13 protein-coding genes are annotated in these 13,137 nt (G+C 70.2%); 5 read left to right on the top strand and 8 right to left on the bottom strand.

The genetic code is table 11. The features are described from left to right. Positions 1-2: 2 nt before the first annotated feature. Positions 3-3,509, bottom strand: a complete 3,507-nt coding sequence (smc, locus tag AA0Y20_RS10355; RefSeq protein ID WP_412939140.1) for a chromosome segregation protein SMC — start codon at positions 3,507-3,509, stop codon at positions 3-5. Positions 3,510-3,877: 368 nt separating this feature from the next. Between smc and AA0Y20_RS10350 the strand changes: the two genes are divergently transcribed. Beyond that, positions 3,878-4,129 (top strand): hypothetical protein, encoded by a 252-nt coding sequence (locus AA0Y20_RS10350; protein WP_412939139.1) that lies wholly within the window; start codon positions 3,878-3,880, stop codon positions 4,127-4,129. 48 nt (positions 4,130-4,177) lie between these two features. Further along, complete coding sequence (locus tag AA0Y20_RS10345; protein WP_412939138.1) at positions 4,178-5,305, top strand: N-acetyltransferase family protein; 1,128 nt, start codon at positions 4,178-4,180, stop codon at positions 5,303-5,305. On the opposite strand, the gene mutM is transcribed toward AA0Y20_RS10345, so the two are convergent. From mutM to AA0Y20_RS10315, 6 genes are all read right to left on the bottom strand, one after another. Further along, the gene (gene mutM, locus AA0Y20_RS10340) at positions 5,253-6,149 is read right to left on the bottom strand and encodes a bifunctional DNA-formamidopyrimidine glycosylase/DNA-(apurinic or apyrimidinic site) lyase (RefSeq protein ID WP_412939137.1); all 897 of its coding nucleotides are present in this window, start codon (positions 6,147-6,149) and stop codon (positions 5,253-5,255) included. The two genes, AA0Y20_RS10345 and mutM, sit on opposite strands and share 53 nt — an antisense overlap. Continuing rightward, a complete protein-coding gene (gene rnc / locus AA0Y20_RS10335; RefSeq protein ID WP_412939136.1) occupies positions 6,142-6,834 on the bottom strand; it encodes a ribonuclease III in 693 nt (230 codons plus the stop codon). Before rnc ends, mutM begins: the two co-directional genes overlap by 8 nt. Positions 6,835-6,845: 11 nt before the next feature. Beyond that, a complete protein-coding gene (gene rpmF, locus AA0Y20_RS10330) occupies positions 6,846-7,055 on the bottom strand; it encodes a 50S ribosomal protein L32 (protein WP_019179169.1) in 210 nt (69 codons plus the stop codon). 2 nt (positions 7,056-7,057) lie between these two features. Next, positions 7,058-7,555 carry a YceD family protein gene (locus tag AA0Y20_RS10325; protein WP_412939746.1) on the bottom strand — a complete coding sequence of 166 codons (498 nt, stop codon included), beginning with the start codon at positions 7,553-7,555 and terminating at the stop codon, positions 7,058-7,060. Positions 7,556-7,660: 105 nt separating this feature from the next. Beyond that, a complete protein-coding gene (coaD, locus tag AA0Y20_RS10320) occupies positions 7,661-8,158 on the bottom strand; it encodes a pantetheine-phosphate adenylyltransferase (protein WP_023951000.1) in 498 nt (165 codons plus the stop codon). Between the two features lie 9 nt (positions 8,159-8,167). Then, positions 8,168-10,327, bottom strand: a complete 2,160-nt coding sequence (locus AA0Y20_RS10315) for an ATP-dependent DNA helicase RecG (protein ID WP_412939135.1) — start codon at positions 10,325-10,327, stop codon at positions 8,168-8,170. A 57-nt stretch (positions 10,328-10,384) separates the two neighbouring features. Here AA0Y20_RS10315 and AA0Y20_RS10310 point away from each other — a divergent pair, with 57 nt between their 5' ends. Continuing rightward, positions 10,385-10,999 carry a 1-acyl-sn-glycerol-3-phosphate acyltransferase gene (locus AA0Y20_RS10310; protein WP_412939134.1) on the top strand — a complete coding sequence of 205 codons (615 nt, stop codon included), beginning with the start codon at positions 10,385-10,387 and terminating at the stop codon, positions 10,997-10,999. After that, entirely contained in the window at positions 10,996-11,592 is a 597-nt protein-coding gene (rsmD, locus tag AA0Y20_RS10305; RefSeq protein WP_412939133.1) for a 16S rRNA (guanine(966)-N(2))-methyltransferase RsmD, read from the top strand. The genes AA0Y20_RS10310 and rsmD overlap by 4 nt, the downstream gene beginning before the upstream one ends. On the opposite strand, the gene thiL is transcribed toward rsmD, so the two are convergent. Further along, positions 11,562-12,560 (bottom strand): thiamine-phosphate kinase, encoded by a 999-nt coding sequence (thiL, locus tag AA0Y20_RS10300; protein WP_412939132.1) that lies wholly within the window; start codon positions 12,558-12,560, stop codon positions 11,562-11,564. The genes rsmD and thiL overlap by 31 nt on opposite strands. Before the next feature lie 53 nt (positions 12,561-12,613). On the opposite strand from thiL, the gene AA0Y20_RS10295 reads away from it, so the two are divergent. Beyond that, a complete protein-coding gene (locus tag AA0Y20_RS10295) occupies positions 12,614-13,126 on the top strand; it encodes a DUF3515 family protein (protein WP_412939131.1) in 513 nt (170 codons plus the stop codon). Positions 13,127-13,137 lie beyond the last annotated feature (11 nt).

The raw sequence follows: 13,137 nt of genomic DNA, 5'->3' as shown, positions 1-13,137 counted from the left end.
ACTCAGCCTACGGCGCCTGCACGCTCGCGCACGCGCTGCCCGACGACCGCGGACACGCCGTCCTGACGCATCGAGACGCCGTACAGGGCGTCGGCGATCTCCATCGTGCGCTTCTGGTGCGTGATCACGATGAGCTGGCTCGATGCGCGCAGCTGCTCGAACACGCCGAGCAGACGCCCGAGGTTCGCGTCGTCGAGGGCCGCCTCGACCTCGTCGAGGATGTAGAAGGGGCTGGGACGAGCTTTGAAGATCGCCGTCAGAAGCGCGACGGCGGCGAGGGACCGTTCGCCACCCGAGAGCAGCGACAACCGCTCGATCTTCTTGCCGACGGGCCGGACCGCGACATCGATGCCGGTGGTCAGGGGATTGTCGGGGTCGGTGAGCGAGATGCTGCCCGTGCCCCCGGGGAACAGGATCGGGAACACCTCACCGAATGCGATCCTCGTGTCCTCGAACGCGGCCAGGAAGATCGTCTGCATCCGCTCATCCAGCTCACCGATGATCGTGAGGAGGTCAGCGCGCGTCTGCGTCAGGTCCGCGAGCTGCTCCGTCAGGAACGCATGACGCTGCTCGAGCGCCGCGTACTCCTCCAGCGCCAGCGGGTTGACACGCCCCAACTGCGCGAGCTTTCGCTCCGCCTCGGTGAGGCGTCGACGCTGGGAGGTCCGGTCGAATGGCACCGACTCGCCGGAATCATCGAGAACGGACTGATCCGGTCCATATTCCGAAACGAGAATGTCCTCGTCGAAGCCGAGCTCGGAGCCGACGCGTTCGAGCAGGCTGGTCACGTGCAGCTTCTTCTCGTGCATCTGCATCTCGAGTCCGTGGACGGACTCGGTGAGGGCGGCCAGACGGCCCCGCGCCGCCTGGTCCTGACGGCGCAGCTCCGCGAGTTCGCTCGTGATCTCGCTCCGCGCCTGCTCCGCACGGCCGAGCTCCACGCGGGCGGCGGCCACCGACCTGTCGATCGACTCCAGGAGCGGTGGCAGCTGTGCGGCGACAGCATCCGCGAGCGCGCGCTGCTGCCGACGGATGACCGCGCGCCGCGCAGCCTCCGCGGCGGCGGCGCGCTCGCGCTCACGCTGACGTTCGAGCTGCACCACGCGCGCCTCGCCGGCCCGGACGCGCTCGCGAAGCGTCTCGACGTCGAGACGTGCACGCATCTCCCGCTCGCGGGCCTCTTCGAGGGCATCCAGGAGACCGTCCCGCGCCGACGCATCGAGGATGGGGCGCGGAGCGGCCGCCGCCGACGCGAGTGCGTCCTCGGCCTCGCGGGCCGCCGACTCGGCATCCGTCACGGCGCTGACGGCGGGAGCGATCCCGGCTTCGAGGCGATCGCATTCCGCCGCCGCCGCCTCATAGCGCACGGTCGCGCGGTTCAGCTTCTCGGCCTCCGCGGCCATCGCGGCGTCATGCGCACGCAGGGTCTCAAGGGCTGTCCGCGTCCGCGCCCGCGCCTCGGACCACGCCGCCTGGGCCTCCGTCAGTGACTCGCGCAACGCGTCGGCGACCACGCTCATCTCGCTCAGCCGCTCGGCCGCTGCATCGCGCTCCGCGGCGAGCTCGAGCCGAGAGCGTCCCTGGCCCGAGCCGGCTCGCACCGTGCGCCATGAAACGACCTCGCCCTGCTTGGTCACCACCACCGCGCGCTCGCGTTCATCGGCGCTCCAGCCGTCGCGGATGCGAACAGCCGCGTGGAGGTCATCTGCGATCAGCACGTTCTCGAGCTGCCCGACGACGCCGTCGGGACCGCTCACGACATCGACCGCTCGCACAGCACCGGCCGGCGCCGCCACGGGCTCGCCCCGGGCCGCGTCCGCCAGCACGATGTCGACGACGCCCAGATCATCCGCCGAGGCGGTGGCAGCCGCTCGCAGCGCTGCCGCGACGTCGATCGCGAGCACGCCCTCAGCGAGTGCCCCGAGAGCGGCCGCGACCGGCGCCTCGTAGCCTGACTCGACTTTCAGGGCGTCGGCGACGAGCGACCGCAACCCGTCATCATCACGCGAGAGGAGGTCGGCGGCCGCATTACGGACCTCGAGCGCACGCCCCAGCGCCGCCGTCTGCGCCGTGAGCGACTCGACCTCGCGCTCGGCAGCATGCAGCCTCTCGCGGATCCCCGTCAGCTCGGCCTCGGCGTCCGAAGCGTCGCGCTGGGCCCGCTCGTAGGCGGCGGTCTGCTCCGCGGAGCCCGAACCGGGCGCCGCCTCCGACTGCACCTCGTGGAGGGCCGTCTCCGCTTCCGCGCGGCGTGCTCGCGCCGCATCCAGGCCGCGCTGCTGACGTTCCACCGTCGCGCGGAGGGCGTCGAGACGCGAGGCGGCGGCCTCGGCACGACCGCGCAGCTTGGTGAGGCGCATGTCGTGCTCGGAGACGAGGGCGCTCTGGGCGGCGATGTCGGAGTCGAGCGCATCGAGCTCGGCTCGCGCACGGATGACGTCTCGTGATGCCGCAGCTGCGGCATCCTGCGCCTCACCGACCCCCGACGCGATCTCGTCGACCTCGTGGCGGGCTTCATCGATCGCAGACTGCCCCACCGTCGCGACCTCGATGGACAGCTGACCGTCGTCTTCGAGCAACGCCCGGCGCTGAGCCGTGAGGGTGTGCAGGCCTCGCACCCGCTCCTGGACCTGCTCGAGCGCGAAGGCGGTTGCTCGCGCACGATCGACGGCCTCGGATCGCTGTTCGGCTTCGAGTTCGTCGATGCGCCGTTTCACCCCGTCGAGCCGGTCCTGCAGCACCAGCCGCTCGGCATGCCGCTCGTGCTCGTCCCGGGCGTGGTCGGCCAGCTGAGCCCGCAACGCGACCAGATCGTCCGCGAAGAGCCGAGCCTTCGCGTCTCGGACGACGGCTGCGATCGTCGCGGCCTCGCGAGCGATCTCGGCCTGCTTGCCCAGCGGCTTGAGCTGCCGCCGCAGCTCGCCGGCGAGGTCGCTCAACCGCGTGAGGTTCGCTTCCATTGCCTCGAGTTTGCGTACGGTCTTCTCCTTGCGGCGACGGTGTTTCAGGATGCCGGCGGCTTCCTCGATGAACCCGCGTCGGTCCTCGGCGCTCGCCTGCAGCACGGTGTCGAGGCGCCCTTGCCCGACGATGACGTGCATCTCGCGGCCGAGGCCCGAGTCGCTCAGCAGCTCCTGCACATCGAGCAGCCGGCAGGTCTCGCCGTTGATGGCGTACTCGCTCGACCCGTTGCGGAAGAGCGTGCGACTGATCGTCACCTCGGTGTAGTCGATGGGCAGGACGCCGTCGTGGTTGTCGATCGTCAGCTGGACCTCAGCGCGTCCGAGGGGCCCGCGTGTCGCGGTGCCGGCGAAGATGACGTCCTCCATCTTGCCGCCACGGAGGGTCTTCGCCCCTTGCTCGCCCATGACCCACGCCAGCGCGTCGACGACGTTCGACTTGCCCGATCCGTTGGGTCCGACGATGCAGGTGACGCCCGGTTCGAGCAGGAACGTCGTCGGTTGCGCGAACGACTTGAAGCCCTTGAGCGTGACGCTCTTCAGGTGCATCTCGGGCCCTCCCGGCGCTCGGTGGATGTCCACACGCTACCGGAGGATGACAGGCCGGACTTGACGCCGCACCGGGCGGACCGCTAGCGTCACTTTCCGCATCCCTGACGAAAGGAGGTTCCCCGATGTTGATTTCTGTCACCGCGTTTAACGCTGTTGCTGTTCGTTCCGAGCACCGCGACCGTTTCACCTGCGCGATCGGTGGAGCCGCCGTCATGGGTGCTCCGCTGAACGTCTGAGTCTGCGAGTCCCTCGCCCCGTTCCGCCTTCCCTGCCCGCGTGGTCTCCACGCGTCGGCAGCAGCCCATCGCTGCACCCGCGACGCATGTCGTCGCCTCGCATTTCCGCCCTCTTCGAACGAGGACACCATGAACACCGTCGTACAACGACGTCCTGAGGCCGCGCCTGCGCAGCCGACCATCTCCGAGCAGACGGCTCTCAGCCGCCCGACCATCGCCCAGCGCCTCGCTCTCCGGGTCGCGCTCCACCTGATCGTGTGGAGCGCGAGCCGCGGTGCCAGCTCTGCACCCGAGGTCGCGTACCGCCGCGAACAGCTCGCCGCACGCGAAGCCCGGGAACGGCGCTGGCAGCGCGAGTACCTGCTCATCACCCACCGTTGATCCGCGCGGGGTCTCGGCGACGAGACCCCGCGCCATCGAAAGAGAATCATGAACGACCTCAGCGCGCGGCTCGAGCTGCGCCCTCTCCACATACCTGAGACCATCGACGCGGCGGATGCCGCGGACTTCCGCGAGATGGTGCGTGTCCGCAATCTCGTCTACCGCGAGATCACGGGCGGCGATGACGACGCCGCCCGGCCTGACGAACTGCTCCCCCACTACCAGCCGAGCCCCGATGAGACGAGGTTCAGCTGGCTCACCGTCTGGGACGGCAGAGTCGTCGGGCGCGTGGGTCTCGACGTCCCCCACGAGGCCGGCTCCGACACTGCGTACTGGCTCATCGAACTGTTGCGGGAAGTCCACGGGCTCGGCATCGGTTCGCGTGCACACCGACTGATCGAGAGCACCGCCCGCGACCAGGGCCGCCACGTTCTGCAGACGTACGCCGAGCATCCCGATGAGCCGGGCGCCCGGCTGGCCGCGCCGACGGGATACGGCGACATCCCGCGCGACCATGCCGCGCGCTTCCTGCTGCGTCACGGCCACACGCTCGAGCAGATCAACCGGAAGAGCGTGCTCGATCTGATCGGCTCCGCCGCAACGGTCGACATGCACCTGGCGCGAGCCACGGCCGCGGCCGCCGGCTACCGCGTCGTGCGATGGACCGTGCCGACCCCGCCCGAGTTCGCCAAAGGGTACGCGTGGCTCAAGTCACGCATGTCGACCGACGCGCCCGCCGCCGGACTCGAGATCGACGAGGAGGAATGGGATGCCGCGCGCCTGGCCCGCCACGATGCGCGCTACGTCGAGGCGGACCAGACGCTGCTCGTGACCGCGGCGCAGCACATCGAGACGGGCGAGCTCGCGGCCTTCAACGAGCTCATGATCAGTTCCGACCGCACCGGCGCGACCCACCAGCACGACACGCTCGTGGCGGCGAGTCATCGCGGCCACCGACTCGGAATGCTCGTGAAGTGCGCGGCGCTCGTGGCGTGGCGCGACATCGCACCGGACTCACCCCGCGTCATCACCTACAACGCCGAAGAGAATCGCCCGATGCTCGACATCAACGAGGCCCTCGGCTTCCGGCCGCTGTCTTACGAGGGCGCCTGGAAGACGCGTCTCAGTGACCGCGACGCTGGCAGCGCGGGCAGTAGTGCGACGACCGATTGGTGAACGCGACCCGCACGATGGCCGAGCCGCACCGCGAGCACTCCGCTCCGGTGCGGCCGTAGGCCTCGAGTGAGTGGGCGAAGTACCCGGCCTGGCCGTTCACGTTGACGTACTGCGAGTCGAAACTCGTCCCGCCTTCGGCGAGAGCCTTCGTCATGACGGCGACGACAGCCTGCAACAGGCGATCCCGCGCGGGTCGCGAGAGGAGGGATGCTGCGGTCTCAGGATGGATGCGCGCGGCCCACAGCGCTTCGTCGGCGTAGATGTTGCCGACGCCGCTGACCACGCCCTGATCGAGCAGAACGCGCTTGATGCCCGACGACCGCCGAGTGAGCTCGCGATGGAAACGCGAGACGTCGAACGCGGGGTCGAGAGGGTCGCGGGCGATGTGCCGCACCTGGCCCGGAATGAGCGCGGCATCCGTTCCCCGACCGGCTGCGGCGCCATCCGCGGTGGGCTCGAGGTCGTCGACCGCGAGCGATCCGAAGGTCCGCTGGTCGACGAACAGGACCGAGAGCTCGCCGTGCTCGGGGTGCACGATGTCCCAGCGGATGCGTTCGTGACGTTCGGTGGGCGCGCCCGGCTCCCGCAAGAGCATCTGCCCGCTCATGCCGAGGTGCGCGATGACGGCGCGAGCCGTGCCCGCCACCGGGAACCACAGGAACTTGCCGCGGCGCGCGGCCGCGCTCAGTGACCGGCCGGTCAGCTCGCGCTCGAAGGACTCCGGAGTCCCGGCGTGCCGTGTGAGCGCGCGGGCATCGAGAACAGTGCATCCCTCGATCCGGGCGCCGGCGAGGGCCGGCTCGAGACCCGCTCGGACGACCTCGACCTCGGGAAGCTCAGGCACGGGCCGACAGCACGTGCCACACGGCGAGGGCGGCGGCCATCTCGGCCTGCTTCTTGCTGCTTCCGACTCCCTCGCGGCTCACGTCGCCGACGGTGACGGTCGCGGTGAACACGCGGTGGTGGTCGGGTCCCGACGCCTCGATGCCGTAGACGGGCGGCGCAATGCCCAGGTGGGCGGCGAGCTCTTGAAGCGAGGTCTTCGGATCCATCGCGGCGCCGTACCGCGCCGGGTCGGCGAGCAGCGGCGCCACGAGACGAAGGACGAGCTCTTGCGCGCGCTCCGGACCTGCCGAGAGGAATGCCGCGCCGATCACGGCTTCCATGGCATCCGCGAGGATGGAGTCCTTGTCGCGCCCACCCGTCTGCATCTCGCCGCGTCCGAGCAGGATGTGGTCGCCGAGTCCGATCGCACGGGCCACCTCGGCGAGGGCGACCGTCGAGACGACGCTCGCACGCCGCTTAGCCAAGGCGCCCTCGTCGAGGTCGGGGTGCGTGCGGAACAGATGCACGGTCACGGCCTGCCCCAGGATCGAATCGCCCAGGAACTCGAGACGCTCGTTATGAGGCGTCCCACCGTTCTCGTATGCGTAGGAGCGATGGGTGAGGGCAAGCGACAGAAGCTCGGGGTCGATATCGGCCCCGAGCTTGTCGGTGAGCGCCGAGCGCTCGATGATGTTCTCAGTCACGCCGCGCGTCGTCAGACGTCAGCGACCTTGCGACCCTTGTACTCGAGGAACAGCTCGGTGCCCTGCGAGTCGGTGACGACCTTCGCCTGGTGGGGACGGCTGTAGACGACCTTGCCGTTCTCGATGGTCTTGACGAGGGTGGGAGCCTCGGCCTTCCACTGCGCGCGACGCGAACGCGTGTTGGAGCGGGAGACCTTCCGCTTCGGGGGGTTACCTGCCATGGCTAGCTCTTCTCTGTGTCGGGCGCGACGCGGTGGTCTGCGTCGTCGTGGTCTGGGGTGTAGGCCGTCAGCGCGGCCCAGCGCGGGTCGATCTGCACCTGCTCCGCAGGTTCCGTCCCTGGCATCAGCTTCTCACCCGTGACCGGGTCGAGCCCGGGGCAATCCGGCTGACACACCGGCTGGAACGGAAGCGCCAGGACGATCGAGTCCCTGACCGGAGTTTCAAGATCCACGTGGTCGTCTTGAACCTCGAAGTCAGACGCTTCGTCCCCAGAATACCCGAAGAGTTCCTGAAACTCGATTCGGAGGGGGCGTGTCAGCTCGGTGAGGCACCGACCGCACACTCCTTCGTAAACGGTGTCGGCCTCGGCCGTCGCCAGGATGCCCTCATGCACCGACTCGAGGCGCACCTCGAGATCGATCGGCTGGCCCGCAGAGACGGAGACGAGACCCTCGCCCCATTTGTCGGGCGCGGGCACGCTGAAGGCGAACTCCCGCATCTCCCCCGGCTGCCGCACGATGTCGTGCACGGGGATGACGAATGGTCCGGTGACGTGCTTTCTACCCACGATCGACCATGGTAGTCGCCGTGGCGACGGCCGGACTCAGATGCCGCGTGATCCGGTGTCGAGGAACCGAGCGACCGGCCCCGGAACGAACGGCGAGACATCCCCGCCGAGCGAGGCGACCTGGCGCACGAGTGAGCTCGATACGAGCGCGTGGGCGGGGTCGGGAAGCAGGAACACGGTCTCGATCTGAGCAAGGTGCCGATTGACGATCGCCATCGGCGTCTCGTACGCCACGTCGACCTGCGAACGGATCCCCTTGACGAGGATCCCCGCACCCACGTCGGTCGCGTAGTCGACGAGCAGGCCCATGCTCCAGGCGGCGACGACGATCTCGCCCTCGATCCCGGCGTCGTCGATCGACTGCTCGAGAAGCGCCTGCCGCTGCGCGATGGGGAGCATCGCCTCTTTGCCCGGGTTGTGGACCACCAGCACATGGAGCTGGTCGTACAGGGCCGCCGCCCGGCGGATGACGTCAAGATGGCCGAGTGTCGGCGGATCGAAGGAGCCGGGCACGACCGCGATCCGGTTGCTCATGCTCCGAGCCTAGTTCCTGTGCAGCGCGCCGCGCTCGTCTTCGCCCAGCCGCCGCGCAATCGCGGCGGCGAGTCCCGGATGCCGGGAGAGGTCGGGGTCGTCTCGCAGCACCGCCGCGGCTTCGTCACGCGCCTGCGCGATCAGGTCGGCGTCGGCGACGACGCGAAGCAGACGAAGGGACGAGCGGGCCCCCGACTGCGCATCACCGAGGACATCGCCCTCGCCGCGGAGCTCGAGGTCGACCTCGGCCAGGGAGAAGCCGTCGGTCGTCGCCGCGACGGCCTCGACCCGCGAGCGTGCCGCCGTATCGGGATCGGCCTCGGTGACCAGCAGGCAGAGACCGGGTACGCTCCCCCGCCCGACCCGCCCGCGCAGCTGATGCAGCTGCGAGACGCCGAAGCGTTCGGCTTCGAGGATCACCATCGTCGAGGCGTTCGGCACGTCGACACCGACCTCGACGACGGTCGTCGCCACGAGCACGTCGATCTCACCGCGGGCGAAGGCCTGCATGACGGCATCCTTCTCATCCGCCGGCATCTTGCCGTGCAGCGTCGCGACGGTGAGGTCGGCGAAGGACGGATGCTGCGCGAGCATCGCCGTGGCCTGCACGACGCCCCAGCGCGTACGCGTGCGCGTCCCGTCGTCGAGCATGCCCGCGTCATCGGTGTCGTCGACGACGGCCTTCTCGGCGTCGATCGCCGCGCACACGACGAAGGCCTGCCTGCCCGCGCCGACCTCCTCGGCCACGCGCTCCCAGACGCGACCGAACCAGCCGGGCTTCTCGGCCAACGGAGCGACGAACGTGGAGATACCCGCGCGTCCGGTCGGCATCGTGCGGATGGTCGACACGTCGAGGTCTCCGAACACCGTCATCGCCACGGTGCGCGGGATCGGCGTCGCCGTGAGGACGAGCACGTGGGGAGAGGCGCCTTTCGCCCGAAGCGCCTCGCGCTGTTCGACACCGAAGCGGTGCTGCTCGTCGACGACGACCAGACCGAGATCGGCGAACGTCGTCGACGCGCTCAGGAGAGCGTGGGTGCCCACGACGATCCGCGCTTGCCCGGATGCCGCGCGCAGGGCGGCCTTCCGTCGTTCCGCCGCCGGTTGGGCGCCGGTGAGAAGCGTGGGCATGAGCTCGGGGGCCAGCCGCGGGCCGAGCATCTTCGCGATCGACCGCACGTGCTGCGCAGCGAGGACCTCGGTCGGCGCGATGAGCGCGGCCTGACCCCCCGACTGCGCGACCTGCAGCATGGCGCGCAGTGCCACGAGGGTCTTGCCCGACCCGACCTCGCCCTGCACCAAGCGGTTCATCGGCCACTCGTTCACGAGATCGTCGGCGATCGCGTCGCCGACCGCGATCTGGTCGGGTGTGCGTTCGAAGGGCAAAGCGGCGTCGAACTGCTCGAGCAGGTCGCCCGCGGGTCGCGACGTCGCCGCGAGTTGCCGCACCTGCACCCGGTGCTGCAGGAGCGCTGCCTGCAGCACGAACGCCTCGTGCATGCGCAGCGTCTCGAAGCCCGGGCGCACCTGTTCCGGAACCGTCGGCGTGTGCACCTGGACGAGCGCCGTCCGCGCGTCGAGGAGCTGGTGCCGCTGCCGCAGCTCCTCGGGCAGCGGGTCGGGCACGTCACCGAGGCGACCGATCACGTCGGCGATGATCTTGCGCAGCTGCCAGCTCGTGATGGTGCTGGTGGCGGAGTAGATGGGGATCGGCTCGAGGCTTCGTGCGACGGCCGTCACGCGCGCTTCGAGCTCGTCGTCGAAGAGCTCGTAGTCGGGATGGGCGAACTGCTGCTTGCCCTTGAAGACGCCGACCTTGCCGGAGAAGATGCCCTGCCGCCCGACGCGGAGCTCTTGCAGACGCCACTTCTGTCCGAAGAACGTCAGTGTCGCCTCGCCGACGCCATCGCTGATGACGACCTCGATGAGCGACCCGCGCCGCTGACGCATCGGGCGCTCCGACACGGATTTCACCTCGGCGACGATCGTCGCCATCTCGCCCACGGGAAGCGACGAGATGGGTGTGAGCTCTCCCCGCCGGGCGTAGCGACGGGGGTAGTGCGCCAGCAGATCACCGACCGTCGACATGCCGAACGCCCGGGAAAGGGTGGCCGCGACCTTCTCGCCCACGGCCGCCGGCAGCGGGGTATCCAGGTCGACCTGCGGCATGGAGTCGAGTCTAGGCAGGAGGTCGGACACACCGCCGCCAGGCTCTACGGTAAGAGGATGCTCCGACGCGCGATCGCCCGCCTCTTCTGGACGTTCAGCCGCTGGCGCCTCGTCAGCACCCCCGCTCCCACGCGCCCCACGATCCTCATCGGGGCACCGCACACGTCCAACTGGGACTTCGTGCTCATGCTCGCCATCGCATGGCGGCTGCAGATCCCGATCCGGTGGCTCGGGAAGAAAAGCCTCTTCCACGGCTGGCGCGACGCGCCGATGCGGCGGCTCGGAGGCATCCCGGTGGATCGCGACGACCCCTCGCGCGTCGTCGACGACGTCCTCGCCCGGATCGCAGCAGGCGACGTCTTCGGCCTCGTCATCACCCCCGACGGCACGCGCACGTCGCGCACCGGGTGGAAGTCGGGCTTCTACCGCATCGCTCGAGCCTCGGGCCTGCCGGTAACGCTCGGCTACGTCGACCGCACGACGATGACCACGGGGCTCGGGCCGACGATCGACCTCACGGGCGACGTGGCCGCCGACATGGACGTCATCCGCGACTTCTACGCCGACAAGGCCGGCTTCCGGCCCGAGCTCCGCAGTGAGCCGCGTCTGCGCGACGAGGCCCGCAGCGTCGGCGACGCAGACGCTGCAGCGGGCGCGGCGGATCCGTCGTGACCCGGATCATCGCCGGGGCGGCAGGCTCGCTCGCGCTGCGCGTACCCGATCGCGGGACTCGCCCCACGAGCGACCGGGTGCGCGAGTCGCTCTTCGGCGGGCTCGACGCCTCGGGCATTCTCGACGGCGCCCGCGTCCTCGACCTCTACGCCGGTTCGGGCGCCCTCGGACTGGAGGCCGTCAGCCGGGGCGCAGCGTCGGTCGATCTCGTCGAGAAGTCGGCCTCGGCAGCCGCCGTGACGGAACGGAACGCCCGCACGGTCGCGCGCGCCGTCGGCTCGTCGACGGTCCGGGTGCACCGCAGCAGCGCCGACCTCTTCCTGCAGTCGACGCGCGGACTCTTCGACCTCGTCTTCGTCGATCCGCCCTACGACCTCGACGATGGAGCCCTCGCGGCGACGCTCGCGCTCCTCGCCGACGTGGCCGCTCCCGGAGCGATCGTCATCGTCGAACGAGCGAGCCGCTCCCCCGAGCCCGGCGTTCCCGCGCAGCTCGGCCTCCTCCGCACGAAGCGCTATGGCGACACGACACTGTGGTGGTTCGAACGCGAGCTCGACGCGGATCAGCCCGCGGCGCCGTCCCAGTCTCGATAGGGATCCCATCCGCCGGCCGAACGTTCGGCGCGGCCGTCGACGGTCAGGGGGTCGGGCCCGGCCTCCCTCGTCGAACCGATCACCCGGAAGCCCTCCGGCAGAATCGTGCCCTCGGGAAAGGTCGCGAGAAGCGCATGATCCTCTCCGCCCCGAAGCGCGCGCTCGCTATCCGCGCCGAGCGTCGTCCGGTCGAGGTCGATCGTGACGCCCGAGGCGGAGGCGAGCCGGCGGGCATCCCGTACCAGCCCGTCGGAGACGTCCATCATCGCGGTCGCACCCGCGCGCGCCGCGGCCGGACCGGACGAGATCGGCGGCCGCGGACGCAGCTGACCCGCGACAGCCGCTCGCTCCGACGCGGTCAGCGCATCGGTGTCGACGGGGACGGCAGCGCCTCGCTCATCGCGGAACCGTTCGAACAGGATGTCGAGACCTGCCGCCGCGAGCCCCACGTCTCCGCAGATCGCCACGACGTCGCCGGGACGCGCCCCCGAGCGCAGCACCGCATCGCGACCGGGCGCGAGCTCGCCGACCGCGGTCACCGCGATCGTGAGCGTGTCCGAGCTGGTGAGATCGCCGCCGGCGACGCGGCATCCCGGCGCGAGCTCGTCGCACGCCTCGCGGAGGCCTGTCGCGAGATCACCGACGAACGCGATGCTCGTCTCGGGGGGCATCGCGAGGGCGACGAACAGGGCGACCGGACGGGCCCCCATTGCCGCGACGTCCGCGAGGTTGACGGCCGCGGCCTTCGCACCGAGATCGCGACCCGACGACCAGGCGAGGCGGAAATCGGGGCCGTGGATGAGCGTGTCGGTCGTCACGACGACACGTGCATCGGCGAGCCGGAGGACCGCCGCGTCATCGCCCGGCCCGACGAGCGCATCGGCCGGCCCGAGTCGATCGAGGATGACCGCGAGCACCGCCTCCTCCGACAGCGAGCCGACAGGGGTGGCGGATGCGGCCTCGGTCATGGCTCCACGCTACCGTCGCGGTCGGCCTCGTCACGGCGCAGTACCCTGGAGATGTGCCCCGCCGCCGAACCGCCCCCGCTCTCATCCTGGCCTCGGTGACCTTCCTCCTCGCCGGTTGCGCGGGAACGGTGAACGTTCCCGCCGCACCACAGGCGAACGCTCCCGAGTGCGCGGACGTCATGGTGCGCCTCCCGCAGACGGTCGCGGGGGCGGAACGCCGGTGGACGGACAGCCAGGCCACTGCTGCGTGGGGCGATCCCGCCACCATCATCCTGTCGTGCGGCGTGGCATCTCCCGGTCCGACGACGCTGCGATGCGAGTCCGTGGCGGGGGTCGACTGGGTGATCGACGAATCCGAGGCGCCGCGGTTCCGCGTCGTCACCTTCGGGCGCACCCCGGCCATCGAGCTCTACTTCGACACCGAGTCCTCGGAAGACGTGCAGGGCGTGTCGAGCCGTCAGGTCCTCGACGAGCTCTCGCGAGTCGTCTCACGCCTCCCGCGTGACGGCGGCGAATGCGTCGATCGTGAGGACGCGACGCCGGTGCCCACACCGGTCGGCCCCTGAGCCCCGGACGA

The organism is Microbacterium pratiae (genome assembly GCF_047302165.1).
In the GTDB taxonomy this organism is placed as follows: Bacteria; Actinomycetota; Actinomycetes; order Actinomycetales; family Microbacteriaceae; genus Microbacterium.
The sequence above is the reverse complement of the archived record's forward strand: the minus strand, read 5'-3'. Positions and strand labels throughout refer to the sequence as shown.